We start from the raw sequence: 17,873 nt of genomic DNA, 5'->3' as shown, positions 1-17,873 counted from the left end.
CCTAGTTCCTAGAAATATCAGCCAGACTTTTACCCCATAAGAGATAAGTTTTAGTTCATTATTATTAAACAAACAATTTTAAACTATAATCATTATGAAAAAAAAGTTTTTAAATCTGGTTAAGATTAGGTATCTGACCATTTTAATTTGTTTTCTGACCATAAACCTCATGCATGGTCAGGATGATGGAGCCAAAAAAAGCATGGAAATCTACGGATTTATCATGACCGATGTGGGCTATAATTTTAATCAAATTCAGTCTGATTGGTATGATGTTGTTAGACCTACTAAATTGCCCTCTTACAAAGATCAATATGGCGTTGATGGAAACTACTACGCTTCTGTACGTCAGACAAGATTCGGTATAAAAAATTATTTTGATACCGGAATGGGAGAATTAAAAACTCATTTTGAATTTGAATTGTTCGGAACCGGAGTTGATGCCGGACAAACCACTTTTCGTTTGCGCCACGCTTACGCTGAATTAGGAAAGTTTGGAGCTGGGCAAACCTGGAGTCCATTCATGGATATTGATGTATTTCCTAATACATTGGAATACTGGGGACCAACTGGAATGGTCTTTTTCCGAAATATCCAAATTCGTTATATGCCAATTCAAGGCGATACCCGTTTAACTATTGCATTAGAAAGACCAGGAGCAAGTGCTGATCAAGGGATTTATGCTGATCGTATTGAGCTTCAGGGAGTAAATGCAAGATTTCCTTTTCCAGATTTATCTGCAGAATATCGCCATGCATTCAACTGGGGTTATCTTGAATTAGCTGGGATTGTGAGAAAAATAGAGTGGAAAGATCAAAACAATGATCAATACGATTTATCAGGAGATGCCGTTGGATGGGGGTTAAATTTGAGTACAAATGTCAAATTTGGAAAAAATGATGTTTTCAGAGGTCAGGTCGTTTACGGAGAAGGTATTCAGAATTACATGAATGATGCTCCTGTTGATATCGGAATTGAAAACACGGGGAATCCGACAAAACCTATAAAAGGTGTTGCCCTTCCTTTGCTTGGAATAGTTGCTTTTCTTGATCATTCCTGGAATGACAAATTCACAAGTTCATTTGGATACTCAATGATCGATATTGATAACTCTAACGCAATGACTAATGATGCTTTCAAAAAAGGGCAATACATTATAGCGAATGTACTTTATTCTCCAGCAAAAAACTGTTTGGTTGGAGGTGAGTTTCAGTGGGGAGATCGCGATAATTTTAGAGATGGCTGGAGTACTTCGATTACAAAAGTGCAATTTTCATTTAAATACAATTTCTCAGAAACATTCTACAGAAAAAATTAAGATTTGATAGCTTTTTAACGTTACCAAATAAAACAAAAAAATAGAAAACATGTATAAAAAAATACAATACATACTACTGTGCGGTTTGTGTATTACCTCTCTACAAGCTCAAACTCGAACTGAAAAAGATCTTTTGGGCGATAAACAAATTCCCGCAAATGCTTATTATGGAGTCCAAACGGCTCGTGCGTTAGAGAATTTCCAAATTAGCGGAATGACAACACAATTTTACCCAGATTATGTTAGAGCTTTTGCAATGGTAAAATTAGCTGCCGCCAGAGCTAACGCTGATGTTGGCCGACTTAAAAAAGACCGACTTGGGGCAATCGAAAAAGCTTGTCAGGCTGTCATTGACGGAAAATACCACGATCAGTTTCTTGTTGATTTGTATCAAGGCGGGGCGGGAACATCGGCAAATATGAACGTAAATGAAGTTCTTGCTAATATCGCTTTAGAAATGAGTGGTCATAAAAAAGGAGAATATCAATACATAGAACCTCATGATGATTTAAACATGGGACAATCTACAAATGATGTTTATCCAACAGCGATAAAAGTGGCATTATTACTTCATAATGATAAACTTGTAAAAGAAGCAGATTTGCTTGCTCAGGCCTTTCATAAAAAAGGAGACGAGTTCAAAGATGTCTTAAAAATGGGACGTACAGAAGGGCAGGATGCTGTTCCAATGACCGTTGGACAGGAGTTTCACGCTTTTGGAAATCAGCTAGATGCTGAAGTGAATACGTTGCGCAAAGTTGAAGTCTTTTTATGTGAGCAAAATATGGGTGCAACTGCCATTGGAACAGGAATTACAGCTTCGCCGGGCTATGCAGAAAAGGTTGCAACACATTTGGCAAAAATCACAGGAAAACCGATTGTAATGAGTAAAGATCTTATTGCAGCGACAACTAGCCAGCAAGGATTTGTCTTGTATTCTTCGGCACTAAAAAGTATGGCGGTTGCGGTGTCTAAAATTAGTAGTGATCTTATCATTCTGACTTCCGGGCCTCGTACAGGTATTTTTGAAATCAATTTACCAGCACTTCAGCCAGGATCTTCAATTATGCCGGGAAAAGTTAATCCGGTAATGCCGGAACTTATGAATCAGCTTTGCTTTAAAGTAATGGGAAATGATCTTACCGTGACTCTTGCAGCGCATTCCGGTTTATTGCAGTTAAATGCTTACGAACCAATTGAAGCCATTGCAATGATGGAATCACAAGGATTGTTTTTCAAATCTTTTCCTTTATTCAGAAAAAATTGTATTGACGGCATTACGGTAAATAAAGACATTCTAAATCATTATATGGAAAGAAGTGTTGGTATTGTTACTGCGTTGAATCCGGTATTGGGATATGAAAAAACTACTGAATTAGCTAAGGAAGCACTCGCTACAAATAAAGGAATTCTGGAGCTCATTCGTGAAAAGAAATTGCTGACAGAAGATCAAATCAAAAAACTTTTGGATCCTGCAAGCTTAACAGGTCAAAAATAACATCAACTTAAAAAGTAAAAAATATGAAATCAAATATAAATTTTTATAAAGGAATGCTTCTTTTGGTGATGTTGTCACTAAGTATCAGCATGTTTGGACAGGCAAAGCCTAAAGTTCTTATTTTGGCAACCGGAGGTACAATTGCCGGAGCAGCTAAAAGCGGCGTACAATCAGGATATACATCCGGTCAGGTTACTATTGATGCAATGGTAAACGCAGTTCCAGATGCATTGAAATTGGCAGATATAAAAGGTGAGCAGATTGCGAATGTTGGCTCTCAGGATATGTCATTTGAAATTATGATGAAAGTTGCAAACAGAATTAATGAATTGGCTTCGAGCAAAGATGTAGATGGCTTCGTAATTACACACGGAACAGATACTATGGAGGAAACTGCTTATTTTTTAAATCTAGTTGTGAAAACAGATAAACCAGTAGTTCTTGTTGGTTCTATGCGTCCTTCAACAGCAATTAGTGCAGATGGACCTTTGAATTTATACAACGCAATTGCCGTTGCAGCAGATCCTAATGCAAAAGGCCACGGTGTGCTTTTAGTAATGAACGACTGGATACATTCTGCTCAATCATTAACGAAAGTAAGTACTACAGCTGTTCAGACTTTTATGTCACCAATACGCGGACTTATCGGAACAACTGCTTATGGAGTAAATGATTTTTACCATTATCCTGATCAAAAATTTGGAAAGACTTCAGAATTTGATGTAAAAGGTGTGACTTCTTTTCCGCGCGTAGATATTATTTATGCTGATGCTGATATGAAACCGGATTTAATCGATGCTTCGATTGAAAAAGGAGCCAAAGGAATTGTAATTGCGGGAGTTGGAAACGGAAATATGAATAAAGCATCGCTCGATGCCTGTGCCAGAGCCAGTAAAAAAGGAATTATTGTGGTAAGAAGTACACGTGTGGCAACTGGAATAGTTGGGCGAAATGTAGAATGCAATGATGATGAATTAGGGCTTATTGCTTCATATGGATTAAATCCGCAAAAGGCGAGAATTTTATTGACAGTAGCTTTGCTGAAGCCTCGAAAACTAGATGAGCTTCAAAAAATATTTTTGGAATATTAAGAATTTCGAGAATAAAGAATTGTTGAGTATTGGATTGTTTTCTTATCGGAAGAATAGGCCAATACTCAATTTTTGAGCTATATTTTAAATTCATTATTCAGATAAAGAATTAGTTGCCCCTTATAGCACTTTAATTATTGTTTCGTTTTTTTTTATAATTGGTTTAGTTAATGATGGCCTAGTAGGTTTTATTATTTGGGGTTTAAAATAAAACCTATGAAGCTATCTTTACAATCAAGTAACTTGAATTTTAAGCAATTACTATGGCGCAGGCTTTTTTAATGGGTTTATTAGCGACATCTTCTTTAATTCTGGGAGGGATTATTGCCATTCGGTTTAATTTAAGCAATCGTCTTATCGGAAAAATTATGGGTTTTGGAGCAGGAACTTTGATTTCGGCCATTTCTTATGAATTGATTTTTGAAGCGGTAAAACTTGGAAGAGGCACTAATTATCCAGCTTTTGGTTTTTTTGGCGGAGCGTTGTTGTTTTATGGAGCAGACAGGCTTATCGGTCATTTTGGAGCTAAAAACCGTTTGCAACTTGGTGCGGCAAAAGAATCAAATTTAATTGTTCCAATGGTTTTGGCCATTATTCTCGATGGAATTCCAGAATCAATAATTATAGGTTTAGGTTTTTTCAAAAATGAAACAGGAAGTTTGGCAATGCTTGTTGCGGTTTTTATCTCAAATCTGCCTGAAGCTATTGCCGGTTCATCAGGAATGAAAAAAGGAAATTGGAGCAATCTAAAAATTATTTCACTTTGGATATTTATTACGGTTTTATGTGCTTTGGCTTCTTTGGCCGGATATGCATTTTTTGGTGATGCCTCAAATGAATGGCTTTCCTTTATTCAAGCTTTTGCTGGCGGCGCTATCTTGATGATGCTCGCTAATTCAATGATTCCGGAGGCATATGAACACGGACACAAATCGGCTGGAGTGTATACTGTAATTGGTTTTTTTGTTTCAGTTTGTGTTGTGGTTTACGAAAATATGGTGCATTGATTTTGAGCTTTTTAGAAAGCCTCTCCAATTCTAAAATAAATTCCCCAATCACCTTTTCCTACCGCGCCATCGAGTCCCACATTAAATTTTTCATTTTTGAATGCTCTGTATCGGTAACCTACGCCAGCGCCGGGATATAATTTCCAGTCAAAACTAGGTGTATCAGATCCATAAATTGTTGCGACTCCGGCAAAACCAACAACGCCCATTCTTTTATGAAAATTATATCTGTATTCGCCTTGTATCGCCATAAGTCCGTCACCACGGTATTTTCCTTCAGAATAGCCTCTGATATCATCGTTACCAATTGTTACCTGCTGTTCAAAAGCAATATTTCCTAATCCAAATTTGCCGGCAAAACGCGCTGCAATTACATCCGTTTTATTTCGTACAGAAAAATAGGAATTATATTCAGAGATAATTTTATTGGCATTGACTTCATTTCCAAACCATTCAGGATAACTGATCCATCTTGCTCTTATTTTATTTCCTTTGGTTGGATAATAAATTGCATCTCGGGTATCATAGAGCAAAATTGTTTGCAATCCGTTTGTGTGTGAGGTAGAAGCGGGCTGAATATCATCTTGATAAGTGGTGTCATAATGCGCATAAGTATAGCCAAGACCTCCGTAAAATGATTTGAAGATTTTTCGCAGTAAACTCACACTTATTAAAGTTGTTTTAGTACTATAATCATAAAAAGTAGGAGCATCAAAATCATCCATGAAAAATTGCGAATTTTGATTTCCGGTCATAGCAAAAAGTTGAGCCCGCCATTTGTCTTCATTGAAATGCCATTTGTTGAAAGAGCATACAAAATAGGATTTATTTGTTGTATAAATAGCGGTTAGGCCAGAGAGCGATTTTGGCGAAATGGTGTCAGTTTGATCTGTTTTATACATCATCATCGGAATTGCTCCAAACATAAAGTCCAAAGTTCTGTTATAACTGATATATGGCATTATATTAAAGTCAATGTTTTTGCTTTTAGCTTTCGAAGTTTTAGTGCTATCAGTTGTTTTTTCCTGTGCCCAAGAGCATGAAAAACTAAGTAAAAGAAGTGTAATAAAAAGAGTCTTTTGCATGTGATTTTAGAGATGAGGTCGTTACGGCTAATTGTTTGACATCTAAATTAAAACCAATTTATTTTTCGTGAAACTTAAGAGGTATTTAAGACGTTCCATTTTATAAAATGGAACGAGTTATTAAAATTTGGCTTTCAAGAATTCTCTAAATTTAATTCTTAAAATATTCCTAAAAAAGTTAAAATCCTAAATGAATAAAGTTGGCTTCTGAAGGTTTTAAAACAATTCCCAAAAATCAAATTAAATGCATAAAATTCGATGAGGTATTGGCAAATCATAGATTTAAAATCAAAGTTTTTGGCTTTGGCATTTTGCTGTTTCAACTTGAATTTTGCACAGCAGGATAGTCTTGGAAAGGCAAAAATAATTAAGCTGGATGAAGCAATATCATTAGGAATTCAGAACAATCGTCAGCTCAAAATTGCAAATACTGATTTGGCCATTGCCAATGAAAATGTCGATCAGGCAAAAATCGCAAAAATGCCACGCATAGGTGTAAACGGAGGATATACTTACATTGGAAATCCAAAAATTTATGAAGGATTTTATCAAAGTAATATTACAGTCGATTATTATAATCATCAGGCTTTCGCCAATATCATATCATCATTACCCATTTACGCCGGAAGCGCCATTAACAAGCGAATTGATCAGCAGGAACTCTTAAGCCAAATGCAGCAGTCAGCGGTTAAAATGACCGAAGCAGATGTCAAAAACGCCATTACAGAGCAATATTTTACCCTCGAAAAATTATACAGGCAAATTGAAGTAACGAAACAGAATATCATTAATACAGATCTTCGAATAAGACAATTGAAATCGCGTGTAGATAATGGTCAAAATATAAAAAGTGATCTTTTGAGAACCGAATTACAGCAGTCTAATTTTAAAGTTTCGGTTTTTAGAAGCACAAATACGATTGAATTGATTAGCAATTATCTGGATATTTTAATTGGTTTTCCAACGAATACAATTCTGAAACCAGTCGTTGCAGAAAGCATGCTTCCGACCGAAAATATAAACCTTCAGGAAAGCTTGGCAGAAGCTTTTCAAAACAGAGAAGAAATAAAACGTGCCGAAGTAAAAATCAAATTATCTGAATCTTCTTTGAGTTTGACCAAAAGTGGGTTTATGCCCAATATAAATGCCAATCTTATCCTGAATACGGAATATCCGGCACAATGGCCGAATTACGTAAATCTTCTGAATTACTGGGCAGCAGGCGTTTCATTGAATTGGGATGTTTCGAGTTTTTACAATTTAAAGCATCGTATTTCAGGTGATCGTCTGGAAATTGATAAAAGTAACATTGCGCTTCAGGTTACAAAAGATCAAATCAGTACGGAGGTTAAGAATGCTTACGTCAGATATGCAGAAAGCAAGGAAAATATTAAAACGTATAAGAAAGATGTTGAGCTTTCAATGAGCAATTATAAAATCGTAAAAAGTAGATATGACAATGATTTTGCTTTAATCAGCGAAATAGTCGACGCAGAATTACAGCTAAATAATTCCAGAATTTCATTGGTCAATGCCAATTTAGATTTAATTATTCAATATTATTCGCTGCAATATGCAATGGGAAAACTTTAATATAAAATAGTATGAGCGAAGCAAATGCACAAAATGAAAACATTCAGAAAGATAAAAGGAGAAATACCGTTTTGACTGTCCTGTCTTTTGCTTTTTTGATAGCAGGTGGTTTGTGGATTTTGAGTTTGTTTTTTGACTTCAGTACTTATGAAACAACCAATAATGCTCAGGTTGAAGCTTATATCAACAGTGTTGCAGCAAGAGCTACAGGACATATTAAAGAAATCAGGTTTGAAGCCAATCAATCGGTTCATAAAGGAGATACATTGGTCGTTTTGGATGATTCAGAATATGTGATAAAAGTCATGCAGGCCGAAGCAGATTTGGCTATAGCCGAAGGAAATCTTCATTCATTGGAGCAAAATATAACAACATCAGCATCTAATCAGGCTTCGGGAAAAGAAAAACTGGCAGGCGATATGGCGAGTTTAGAAAAGGCTCAAAAAGATTATCAGCGTTTCAAAAATATGTATGCAGATTCGGCCGTAACCCGAAACCAATACGATCAGGTAATTTCAAAATTAAAATCGGAGGAAGCGTATGTAAAAGCCGGTCAAAAAAACCTTGAGGCAAGCACTTCAGTAACGAAACAAAGCACTATTAATCTTGAAGCTGCAAGAGCAACAGTTGCACGTAAAAAAGCAGATTTAGCGGCCGCAAAACTTCAATTATCCTATACAAGTATTATTGCGCCAGGCGACGGATTTGTTGGCGAACGCAATTTGTCAATTGGTGAATTAATCAACACCAATCAGACTGTGGCAACAATTGTTCTCAATCAAAAATTATGGATTTCGGCGAATTTCAAAGAAACTCAAATTGAAAAAATCAAAAGCGGACAAGAAGTTACCATTACAATTGATGCGCTTGATGGAAAAGAGTTTAAAGGAAAAGTAGTTGGATTTTCTCCGGCAACAGGCGCAAAATTTTCAATGGTAGAACCGGACAATTCAACTGGGAATTTTGTCAAAATCACGCAAAGAATTCCAGTTAAAATTGAATTTGAAACGCCAGCAAAAGAGTTGCAGGATGTAAGACCAGGAATGAATGTAACCGTTGATGTAAAAAAATAAGAGATGTTTGCAGGAAAAAAAGGAAGCGTTTTTACTCTCATAGGATTATATATCCTTACGATTCCTTTTTTTAATGGCCTCAATGTGACAACTTACGATAATTCTCAAGTCATGGGCCATTTTGGAGCTTCGACTACTGTATTTACATATTCGGTTTATATTCCAATTTTTGTGATGCTTGGTTTTATGCCTTTGGGCTTAAAATTAGGAAAACAGATAAAAGTTCGCACCATGATTTTATCTGCAGGTTTTTTGTCGTTGATTTTTAATTCGGCTTTATTATTTGTGCCAAGTATCGAATGGTTTGTTTTTTTTAGATCGCTTTTGGCGATTGTTTCTGTAATTGGAATATTTGCTTCAATGGTGCCTATTCTAATAAAATATAATCCGGCATTTAATATGGCTTTGTTGTATGGAATACTGCAGTTTATTCAAAAAGGAAGTCAGCATCTTTATCAATATTTTGGAGCTCATTTTACCAGTTTTCACAATTGGACATTCGGAATTTATTTTTTGAATGTCAACTTTTTGATTTGCATTTTACTGGCATGGTATTTTTATAAAGTTGATGTTGCTCCAATGAAAACACCCTTTCAATTTGATTGGCGAGGTTGGATTGTCATGCTTTTATTTTTTCTGATTATTCTTTTTTTATGCGCCGAAGGACAAACCAGAAACTGGCTCAGTGATCCGAAAATTGTATTAGCAATTGGTCTTTTATTTATAATGGCAGGAATTTATCTGTTGCATGTTCGTTTCACTAACGATCCCATTATTAATCCTGATGTTTATAAATTCAAAAATGTAGTTATAGGTGCTTTTTTGATGTTTTACATCGGAATTATGAACGGAACGGGAAGCGTTGTAACAGGTTATATGACAAACGTTTTAGGTTTTGATTCGGTGCTTAATGCATTAACCCATTTGGCGATATTGTTTGGTTTATGCATTTCGATTCCGCTTTCGACTTATCTTTTGTATAAACGAATCTATTTAGCAACAATTTGGATTATGGGTTTTGCCTGTTATGGATTCTATCATATTATTCTATTTTTTAGATTTTATCCCGGAGTTGATTCTTCTGATTTTTTTGTTCCTCTGGTTTTTAAAGGTTTAGGAATGGGGTTTCTATTTCCTGTTTCTCTATTATATATTTCTGAAGGCGTGCCGCCACAATTGAGCACTTCAAGAATGATGAGCGGCATTATTGCACAGGCCATTTTTGCGTCATTATTAGGCGGTGCTGTTTTAGGAACTTTTATTTCTAACATGAATGTACAGCATAAAACAGGTTTGAGCCAGCAATTATCATCGGTTAATAAAATGGCAGAAAATCAATTAGAAAGCTACAAAAAGAACTTTTTATACATGGGATTATCAGATGCCGAAGCACAAAAAAAAGCGGAGAAAAGCCTTTCAAACCAAACCTCGCAAGCTTCAATATTATTAGCCTATAAAGACGTTTATCTCGTTATGTCGGCAATATGTTTTTTGCCCATTTTTATAATTCTGCTTTTCAAATTATGGCGAAGACCAATTGGCAGAGTAGAAGTAGAGCCAATACCAATTTGAGGGTTTTGAAGAAAGCAATTGAACTAATAAAATGAGTTATTATGAAAGATAAAGAGAATCGCTTTTTATTTGGCTTATGGAAAAAGGAAAGCGGACTCGGCGGTATGCTGATTTTGTTATGCATTATGCATTTTATTGCCATTCCATTTTTTGGAAGTTATCCGCGTTTTATGGTCGGGCTCAATATTTTTTGGATGCTGTTTTTGTTTGCTGGAATTTTTTCGCTTTCTAAGCACAAAAAGCAGGCGTTTATTATTTCTATCATTCCCATTTTGTTTGTCATCATTCAGTGGATTGATTATTTCAACAGAAACATCATTATTTTATTTGCAGATCTCTTTTTGACTATAGCGGTTATGGGGCTTTTAATTCTGCTGGTTCTAAGAAAGGTTTTAGAGCCGGGACCCGTAACAACATATCGCATTATAGGTTCAGTTGTAGTTTATATGTTGCTGGTACAGCTTTGGTGTACACTGTATTTATTTCTGTTTAGACATATCGAAGGTTCTTTTAACATTGTCAAGTCTCAATTTGAAATTAATAGTGATCAGGCCAGTTTTATGTATTTCAGTTATGTCAGTATTACTTCGACAGGTTTTGGTGAAATAGTACCGTTGCATCCTTTGGCGCGTTCTTTAGTTCAGATCGAAGTTCTTACCGGAGTTTTATATCCCGTAATCTTAATAGGAAGATTGGTTTCCGATGCCAACTTTTCTATCAAAAAGCAAGAATAATCAAATTAAACCAATCATATCTAAATCAAAATAAACATGGAAACTTCAAATTCAATTAAACGCAAAGAGCTCTTTGATACTATTTTACAATTATTTTTCATTTTCCTGATTGTTGGATTTTGTCTCAAATTGTTGTTGCCATTTTTTATGCCGATTCTTTGGGCAGTAATTCTTTCGGTTGTATTTCTACCTTTATTTGAATTTCTGCAGAAAGTATTAAAGGGACGAAAAACGTTGGCATCCGTGATTATAACTATTGTAATTATCGCAATAATGTTAGTGCCATTAATTTATTTTTTAAAGGCAGCAACAGCTAATTTTTTAGAATTGAAAAGCAGTTTTGAAGCAGGAACACTTAAAATTTCGCCTCCGGGACAATCTATAAAAGAGTGGCCGATAATAGGGAAACCTTTGTATGAATTTTTGCTTGCTATGTCAACTGATCTAGAGCAGGGCGTAATTAAATATCAAGACCAAATAAAAGAATTTTCGGCAAAAATTATGGGAAGTATTTTAAGTTCGGGAGCTGCATTTCTGCAATTTATATTATCCGTTATCATTGCAGGAATTTTGTTGGTTACACCAGGCGCTAAAGCTTTTGCTATGAAATTTTTAAGAAAAATTGCTGGTAATGAAGCAGAAGAAATTATGACCATTTCAGTTTCGACAATTTATCAGGTTGTAAAAGGAATATTAGGAGTTGCCGTTATTCAGACCATTATTCAGGCAATCGGATTGTTTTTAGCCGATATTCCGTATGCGGGAATTTTGACTTTGATTTGTTTGATATTTTCAATTTTACAGATTGGACCAATCATAATAAATATTGGCGTTATCGTTTATTTGTTTTCGACCGGAGATTCGGGTTATGCCATTTTTTGGACGATATTTTTCATAATTAGCGGACTTTCAGATAATGTTTTAAAACCGTTATTACTTGGAAAAGGCGCTCTTGTGCCAATGTTAGTTATTTTCCTCGGCGTTATAGGCGGATTTATTATGTCTGGATTTATTGGATTGTTTGTCGGCCCAATTGTTTTTTCAATTGGTTATAAATTATTTATTGCTTGGGTTAACGATCATCAAGAACCTGTAGTTGATCCTTTGGAAATTCCAGAACCTTTGGAATAAGTATGTTTTGAATTAGAATAGAACTAAAAATCCCACTTCAATAAAGTGGGATTTTTGATTTCTGTTTTTATTTCTTAAGCCTGAATTATTCTTTATACAGAACAATTGTGGCTTTGTATCCAGTTCCAACATTCCATTGGCTGGATTCAATTACTGCGCCTTTGTCATCATATACTTGGAATTCCGCAGTATTTGGTGAAGCTGATCCTTCGTTTAAAGCTTCAAAATCAATTTTATTAATTCCAGGAACCAAAGTTATTTTAAAACCCTGATATTCTCCATTCATTGTAACTTCAGGCTCAATTACCTTATCGTTTAAATAGACTTTAATTTTATCGCCATCTACAAAAGCGGCGTCGCGATAACGAATTGTTGAGGTAAAAGTTGATGTTTTAAAACTTCCTAAAAATTGATTTTGTCTGTAAAAAATGCCTTCTACATTTGCAGGTGACTTATACAAATTGGTATCCTTGAATAATTCTTTTGGATCAATTTTCGAAGGATCTGGCTTTTCAACAGGAGCAGGCGGATTAACTTTCGGAGCTTCTTCTTTTGGCGGAACAACTTCTTTTGTTTTTGGAGTCTTCGCCGGAATTGGCTTGTATTTGTTATCCAGTTCTTTTTGCGCATAACCTTGAACCGAAATTCCGATTGCAAGAATTAAAGACAAAAATCCTATTCTATTTTTCAATTGTACTAAATGCATATATTCTTAAAATTAATTTGTTTATCTCTATTATGTATAAACATTTAATTAAAGTATTTATTGCGTTTTAATCCAATTTTAGGCAACTGTAATTGTGTTTCAGAATTGCAAGTACATTTGAAATATAAGAAAAGTCTTATTGTGATATTCTTTGGGCTTTTAGTGTCAAGTGTTTGATTTTTAGAGTCATAATTTGGTTTTAATTAACTATTAAACCTTAAAATTATGATCCACAAAATTAAAATTTTAAAGAAAATTGCGCTTTTCTTGTGTATTATGATGCTTTCCGCTAATTGCACAAATGATGAAAACTTAGAAAGGCAAGACGGAAATTCAAGCGCTAAATTAAAAGAATCACAATAGTGGTTTAGCAAATATGAATCCGAAGGTGAGAATTATTTTTTGATAGATAATTTAAAGTACAACTGGGATGAAGCAAAAATCACAAATTCACAAGATGGTACGGAAACGACAATTGTGCCTATAGTTGAAAAGAAAAAGGACAATAGGGAATTTTGGGAGCAAAGATTGTACATTTACAAGACAGGCGAGAAAGATTACAAGGCGTTAGTTTATGAAATTGTTACTAATAAATATGTTCCACTTAAAAAGCATTCTATAGATGGCGGTGACTTTACAGGTTTTATTAGTGTTTGGGATTTAAAGACTGGTTTTGTGAGAGCAGCCAGATTTGAGAACAATCAAGTTATAGAAACGGGTGTTGTAGAAATTATAGATTACACTACTAGAAACTCAACCAACAAAGCTCCGATTGAAGCTCCTTGTATTTATGCTGATTTTGGTGATGGTGGATGCGGTGGCAAAAGCAACGGAGGCACCGAAACAACATTCAATGGTGGGGCATTAAGAGAAGTTCCTGTAAGTGCTCCAAGTAAAGGAAGTCCTGTTGAGTATTATGGACCACGTTCTCCTGTAATTGGAGGCGGTGATGCAGGAGGTTATACTTCGCCAGGTGGTGGCGGGGCGAGTAGTGGAGGTGGAACTGCGCCTAATCCAATAATTCAGGATGCTTCATTTTCAAAAAACCCGTGTTTAGCAGGACTATATTCCAAATTAGGAGGATCACCAATTTTTCAAAGCTATTTAAAAAAAATTGACAATGATTTTTCTGTGGCAGATTTAAAATTAGCTGCAAGTACCAGTTTACCAGATGCCGTTAATGGTAAAACTGACCCTCCTATTAATTATATTATTACAATAACCTTCAACGAAAATACATTAAGTAATAAGCCTGCTTTAGAGATTGCTAGGACTTTTATTCACGAAATGATTCATGCTGAAATGTTTAAAAAACTTTTATATTTAGCATCAACAAATGGTGCAATTGATGGTGGTAAATTAGCAGAGGCATTAAATCAGCACGACTACCCTGTATTGTATGGTTATTATACAAAATATGGTATAGATGGAATGCAGCATCAACAAATGGCAGATCTTTACAGGGAAACAATAGTCTCATTTCTAAAAGGATTTGATAACACTTTAACACAGGCAGAATACGAGGCACTGGCATGGCAAGGTTTACAAGGAACCGATGCTTGGAATTCAAAAAGCGTAGTTGACAGAATGATTATCAAGGACATATATAATAACTGGCTATTGAAAGCGAAAAAAAATTGTCAATAAATGAAAAAGATATTTTTAATAATTGCGATATTGGTTGGTTTTATGGCTTTTTCTCAGCAGAATGAGACAATCTATATTTTTAAGTTTAATAAAAATACTGATGAAATTCTATATAGGACTGAAAATGGTATTCAAACTATTTCAGGTTTTAGGATATTAGTTAATAAAAAGAAGATTTTTTTCAGCTCTAGTCCTAATCGTAGTGATAAAAAATTAAACTTGAATATTGATAGGGTTGAATTAGATAATATCATTAAAAATGACAACCCTAACAAGCAGTTGATATTTTATGTTTTTTTAGAAGAAAAAAACATGTATTACAATGTTGCTTATATGTTTAGAACAATCTACGATTAAATTTGATCTTTTCTAAGCTCTTTCTACTGCACCTTTGTGATTTTAAATTGTATAATGTTTTTTTATAACAAAAATATATGAAAATACTAAATAGAAATTATTTAATTTTTTTGGCAATCTGTATTTTACTATTTGTCTATTTCTACTTAGTTCAATATTCTTTTACAATTAATATTCATGATACTTATTATATTGTAAGTTACTTTTATTTGATATTCCCAATATTTATTATTGTTGCCCTTTTTATAGGAGGAATTTACTTTATGTATAAACTTTATAAAAAATAAGCAAGTAATTTTAAAGGCTAACTTTTTACAGTTAGCCTTTTTTTATATTTATTTAATAGATATTTTCTAACTTAAAAAGCACATATTAAGAACAATTGCGCTAGATAAAACAGCTATCTTTTCTTCATATTTAGAATAATTTGGCATGACACTTATTTTATAGCTGTCTGTTGATGTAGATTTATTTTTCAGAGTCCCGTTCCAATTGTTGTTTATTGATCCAATCTGATTTTCGGAGGAATCATTAATAATAAAATTAGATTTTTTCCAGACATCACAAATTTCTGCAATGACATGATTGGAAGTATTTAGGATCTTGAATTCAGGTTTAGAAAAGCTGAATTTTGGATTTATTATGCCTATTTTTTTTCCCGTGGCATCCTGAATTACAATTTCCGATTTCAAGAAATTGCCTCTTTTTGAAATAGTGGCTTCTAAACCGCCATTTGCGCTTCTAATTTCAATGTTAAAAGGAAGTATTGATTTGCCAATAGTTGCTGGGAGGATTTTTTGAATAAAACTGAATTTTTGTTTAATTCGGCCTATTCTTTCTCTTTTTTCGTTATAAATATGACAGCTTTCCTGAAAGCCATCTTTTTTGTCCACAAAATAGTTATTAGTTTCAAAGAAATCTGAAATCATAGTTTTGAGCTGGTTGGTTATTTGTTTTTGGAGCTCAAAAATAGAATTTAAGTCACAGTTGGAAACAAGTAAAAATACCTGTTTATATGTTAAAAAATGAAATAAATAACAGTACTGAAAGAAAATAACTACACTGGTAATCAATGTACTAAAATATGCAATTTAAACTTTTTTAAAAAAGCGTCTTTTAAGATCGAAATTACATTTTAGTAATAATAAATTCGCTTCGTCTATTCATTTGATGTTGTGCTTCGGTACACGGAACTCCGTTTGAACAATTGTTCACAAGTTGGGTTTCGCCATAACCAATAGCGCTTTCAATACGTTCTGGAGCAATTCCTTGCGAAATGATATAATCTCGTGTTGCTTTGGCACGTCGGTCAGATAAATCGAGATTGTATTGATCATCAGCTCTAGAATCTGTATGAGATTCAATTTTAATGACAACAGTTGGATATTGGGTCATTAATAAAACAACTTTATTTAATTCTATTGCCGCATCATAACGAACTTCAGATTTATTAAGGTCAAAGAAAATAATTCCGATTTTGATTTTCAGCAAACCATCTTTTCGTTCAATAAGGGCAGGGTCAAGCCCGATAGGAACTTCGGTTATACCAGAATTTTCAGGAGTAACAATTGCTTTTGTACTAGTTGTAAAATTATCTTTTGCAGCTTCAATTGTATATGGTGTTTTGCAGTCGATATTTTCTTCAAATTCAAATTTCCCATCGATTCTGGAAACTGTTTCTTGTAGTTTCTGGTTTTCATTATTTTTAAGTGTAACAATCGCTCCGGCAATATTTTTGTTTGAAATAGCATCAAAAACATAACCATTTATAGATTGAACACAACTTCTTTCGAACGAATAAATATCATCATCACCTTTACCAGTTTTTCTGTTTGAACAAACAAAACCTTTATTGGTATCTTCATTTACGATATAACCAAAATCGTCCATACTGCTGTTTAAAGGCGCACCTAGATTGACAGGCTCGTCAAAAACTTCATTGTTTAAGCGGCTTTCAAAAACATCAAGTCCGCCAAGACCTAGGAAACCATCTGAAGCAAAATAAAGCGCTTTATCGGTTATGTACGGAAACATTTCGCGTCCGCTGGTGTTTATTTTTTCGCCAAGATTTCTCGGATTTGAATATTGATCTTTTCCTAAAATATCAACTACAAAAATATCGGCTGAACCAATTGTTCCGGGCATATCAGAAACAAAATAGAGTCTTTTCCCGTCTTTGCTTACTGTTGGTTGTCCAACTGAATAATTATCACTGTTAAAAGGCAATTCTTTTACATTTTCCCATTTAACAGATCCATTGTCGCTTTCGACAGCAGTTGCAGAATAAATCTTTAAATTATTAACACCTTTGCTGTCTCTTTTTAGTTTTCCGTTATAATTGTTTCGGGTAAAATAAATAGTTTGTTCGTCAGGCGAAAATGCCACACAAGCTTCGTGATACTGCGTTGTGATTTCTTTTCCAAATCGTTCTTTAAAACTCACATTTGTTTGTTGCGGACTAATTTTTCCGAGTTGCATATTTAAATATGGCTGGTCGTTCCATCCGTATTTATTTGTTTTTAAAAAAGAGGAATCTACAGTTGTGGAGTACACTAAGTCGCCTTTGTAAAACATTGGCCCCATATCAGAATAAGCCGAATTAATTTCGAGATTTTCTAATAAAAATTGCGGTTTCAGTTTTTTAATATCTTCAAGTGTTACTGTTTTAAGCGAAAAATTCTGGCCTCTGGAATCAGATGATTTTTGTTTTTCAGAAAAGTTTTTCATCCATTTTTTTGCCAATTCGTAATTTTGAATTCCTTGCAACGATTGTGCATAACGAAAATAATATTCGGCAGAAACTTCAGTTGGATAATCGGCAAGCAATTTTTTATAGTATTTGCTGGCATTTTCCATTTGTGTATTGAAATAATAGGCGTCACCGGCGCGCTGTAGAATTTCTTTAGAAATATCTCCATTATTAATAGACATTTCATACGACTTTGCTGCATCTATATAGTACATTTTATCAAAAAGAGCATCGGCCGTTTTGTTCTTAGTTTGCGAATGAGCCATTTGAATGGCCAGCAATACAAGTATAGTAATTGTTCTTTTCATATAG

16 protein-coding genes are annotated in these 17,873 nt (G+C 34.3%); 12 read left to right on the top strand and 4 right to left on the bottom strand.

All coding sequences use genetic code 11. From position 1 onward, the window contains the following. Positions 1–94: 94 nt before the first annotated feature. The 4 genes from FN795_RS01680 to FN795_RS01665 all read left to right on the top strand — a co-directional run bounded on the left by FN795_RS01680 (position 95) and on the right by FN795_RS01665 (position 4,914). Positions 95–1,318 carry a DcaP family trimeric outer membrane transporter gene (locus FN795_RS01680; protein ID WP_154275350.1) on the top strand — a complete coding sequence of 408 codons (1,224 nt, stop codon included), beginning with the start codon at positions 95–97 and terminating at the stop codon, positions 1,316–1,318. 49 nt (positions 1,319–1,367) lie between these two features. Then, the gene (locus FN795_RS01675) at positions 1,368–2,816 is read left to right on the top strand and encodes an aspartate ammonia-lyase (RefSeq protein ID WP_142449025.1); all 1,449 of its coding nucleotides are present in this window, start codon (positions 1,368–1,370) and stop codon (positions 2,814–2,816) included. A gap of 23 nt (positions 2,817–2,839) precedes the next feature. Continuing rightward, the gene (locus FN795_RS01670) at positions 2,840–3,907 is read left to right on the top strand and encodes a type II asparaginase (RefSeq protein ID WP_142449024.1); all 1,068 of its coding nucleotides are present in this window, start codon (positions 2,840–2,842) and stop codon (positions 3,905–3,907) included. Positions 3,908–4,170: 263 nt separating this feature from the next. Beyond that, positions 4,171–4,914 (top strand): ZIP family metal transporter, encoded by a 744-nt coding sequence (locus FN795_RS01665; RefSeq protein ID WP_142449022.1) that lies wholly within the window; start codon positions 4,171–4,173, stop codon positions 4,912–4,914. 11 nt (positions 4,915–4,925) lie between these two features. On the opposite strand, the gene FN795_RS01660 is transcribed toward FN795_RS01665, so the two are convergent. Further along, a complete protein-coding gene (locus FN795_RS01660) occupies positions 4,926–5,999 on the bottom strand; it encodes a BamA/TamA family outer membrane protein (protein WP_142449020.1) in 1,074 nt (357 codons plus the stop codon). A 258-nt stretch (positions 6,000–6,257) separates the two neighbouring features. Here FN795_RS01660 and FN795_RS01655 point away from each other — a divergent pair, with 258 nt between their 5' ends. From FN795_RS01655 to FN795_RS01635, 5 genes are read left to right on the top strand one after another with little or no spacing between them, the layout of a single operon-like run. Then, the gene (locus FN795_RS01655) at positions 6,258–7,592 is read left to right on the top strand and encodes a TolC family protein (protein WP_142449019.1); all 1,335 of its coding nucleotides are present in this window, start codon (positions 6,258–6,260) and stop codon (positions 7,590–7,592) included. A gap of 11 nt (positions 7,593–7,603) precedes the next feature. Continuing rightward, positions 7,604–8,665, top strand: coding sequence for an HlyD family secretion protein (locus FN795_RS01650; protein WP_142449018.1), 1,062 nt, complete (start codon positions 7,604–7,606; stop codon positions 8,663–8,665). Between the two features lie 3 nt (positions 8,666–8,668). Then, on the top strand, positions 8,669–10,237 hold the full coding sequence (locus FN795_RS01645) for an efflux MFS transporter permease (protein WP_142449017.1): 1,569 nt from the start codon (positions 8,669–8,671) through the stop codon (positions 10,235–10,237). 41 nt (positions 10,238–10,278) lie between these two features. Next, positions 10,279–10,971: an ion channel gene (locus tag FN795_RS01640; RefSeq protein ID WP_142449015.1), complete on the top strand. Its 693-nt coding sequence runs from the start codon at positions 10,279–10,281 to the stop codon at positions 10,969–10,971. Positions 10,972–11,007: 36 nt separating this feature from the next. Then, on the top strand, positions 11,008–12,102 hold the full coding sequence (locus tag FN795_RS01635) for an AI-2E family transporter (protein ID WP_051951312.1): 1,095 nt from the start codon (positions 11,008–11,010) through the stop codon (positions 12,100–12,102). Between the two features lie 85 nt (positions 12,103–12,187). On the opposite strand, the gene FN795_RS01630 is transcribed toward FN795_RS01635, so the two are convergent. Further along, positions 12,188–12,808: a conjugal transfer protein TraF gene (locus FN795_RS01630; protein WP_142449013.1), complete on the bottom strand. Its 621-nt coding sequence runs from the start codon at positions 12,806–12,808 to the stop codon at positions 12,188–12,190. A gap of 225 nt (positions 12,809–13,033) precedes the next feature. Between FN795_RS01630 and FN795_RS21385 the strand changes: the two genes are divergently transcribed. The 3 genes from FN795_RS21385 to FN795_RS01620 are packed head-to-tail and all read left to right on the top strand — an operon-like array spanning position 13,034 to position 14,812. Next, the gene (locus FN795_RS21385) at positions 13,034–13,171 is read left to right on the top strand and encodes a hypothetical protein (protein ID WP_154275352.1); all 138 of its coding nucleotides are present in this window, start codon (positions 13,034–13,036) and stop codon (positions 13,169–13,171) included. A gap of 39 nt (positions 13,172–13,210) precedes the next feature. Further along, positions 13,211–14,455, top strand: coding sequence for a hypothetical protein (locus FN795_RS01625; protein WP_142449012.1), 1,245 nt, complete (start codon positions 13,211–13,213; stop codon positions 14,453–14,455). Then, entirely contained in the window at positions 14,456–14,812 is a 357-nt protein-coding gene (locus FN795_RS01620; protein ID WP_142449010.1) for a hypothetical protein, read from the top strand. Between the two features lie 353 nt (positions 14,813–15,165). On the opposite strand, the gene FN795_RS01615 is transcribed toward FN795_RS01620, so the two are convergent. Both FN795_RS01615 and FN795_RS01610 read right to left on the bottom strand, forming a co-directional pair. After that, entirely contained in the window at positions 15,166–15,741 is a 576-nt protein-coding gene (locus FN795_RS01615) for a phospholipid scramblase-related protein (RefSeq protein ID WP_142449008.1), read from the bottom strand. 199 nt (positions 15,742–15,940) lie between these two features. Then, on the bottom strand, positions 15,941–17,869 hold the full coding sequence (locus tag FN795_RS01610; protein WP_142449006.1) for an OmpA family protein: 1,929 nt from the start codon (positions 17,867–17,869) through the stop codon (positions 15,941–15,943). Positions 17,870–17,873 lie beyond the last annotated feature (4 nt).

Origin of the sequence: Flavobacterium resistens (assembly GCF_900182645.1) — a bacterium.
In the GTDB taxonomy this organism is placed as follows: domain Bacteria; phylum Bacteroidota; class Bacteroidia; order Flavobacteriales; family Flavobacteriaceae; genus Flavobacterium; species Flavobacterium resistens.
Note: the sequence above shows the minus strand (reverse complement) of the source record. Positions and strands in the feature narration are given on the sequence as shown.

What these genes read in the sequence shown, in the direction of transcription:
- FN795_RS01675 (WP_142449025.1), top strand. Translation starts at nt 1,368, where the DNA reads ATGTATAAAAAAATACAATACATACTACTGTGCGGTTTGTGTATTACC.
- FN795_RS01610 (WP_142449006.1), bottom strand. Translation starts at nt 17,869, where the DNA reads ATGAAAAGAACAATTACTATACTTGTATTGCTGGCCATTCAAATGGCT.
- FN795_RS01660 (WP_142449020.1), bottom strand. Translation starts at nt 5,999, where the DNA reads ATGCAAAAGACTCTTTTTATTACACTTCTTTTACTTAGTTTTTCATGC.
- FN795_RS01680 (WP_154275350.1), top strand. Translation starts at nt 95, where the DNA reads ATGAAAAAAAAGTTTTTAAATCTGGTTAAGATTAGGTATCTGACCATT.
- FN795_RS01665 (WP_142449022.1), top strand. Translation starts at nt 4,171, where the DNA reads ATGGCGCAGGCTTTTTTAATGGGTTTATTAGCGACATCTTCTTTAATT.
- FN795_RS01635 (WP_051951312.1), top strand. Translation starts at nt 11,008, where the DNA reads ATGGAAACTTCAAATTCAATTAAACGCAAAGAGCTCTTTGATACTATT.
- FN795_RS01615 (WP_142449008.1), bottom strand. Translation starts at nt 15,741, where the DNA reads ATGATTTCAGATTTCTTTGAAACTAATAACTATTTTGTGGACAAAAAA.
- FN795_RS01620 (WP_142449010.1), top strand. Translation starts at nt 14,456, where the DNA reads ATGAAAAAGATATTTTTAATAATTGCGATATTGGTTGGTTTTATGGCT.
- FN795_RS21385 (WP_154275352.1), top strand. Translation starts at nt 13,034, where the DNA reads ATGATCCACAAAATTAAAATTTTAAAGAAAATTGCGCTTTTCTTGTGT.
- FN795_RS01630 (WP_142449013.1), bottom strand. Translation starts at nt 12,808, where the DNA reads ATGCATTTAGTACAATTGAAAAATAGAATAGGATTTTTGTCTTTAATT.
- FN795_RS01645 (WP_142449017.1), top strand. Translation starts at nt 8,669, where the DNA reads ATGTTTGCAGGAAAAAAAGGAAGCGTTTTTACTCTCATAGGATTATAT.
- FN795_RS01655 (WP_142449019.1), top strand. Translation starts at nt 6,258, where the DNA reads ATGAGGTATTGGCAAATCATAGATTTAAAATCAAAGTTTTTGGCTTTG.
- FN795_RS01640 (WP_142449015.1), top strand. Translation starts at nt 10,279, where the DNA reads ATGAAAGATAAAGAGAATCGCTTTTTATTTGGCTTATGGAAAAAGGAA.
- FN795_RS01650 (WP_142449018.1), top strand. Translation starts at nt 7,604, where the DNA reads ATGAGCGAAGCAAATGCACAAAATGAAAACATTCAGAAAGATAAAAGG.
- FN795_RS01670 (WP_142449024.1), top strand. Translation starts at nt 2,840, where the DNA reads ATGAAATCAAATATAAATTTTTATAAAGGAATGCTTCTTTTGGTGATG.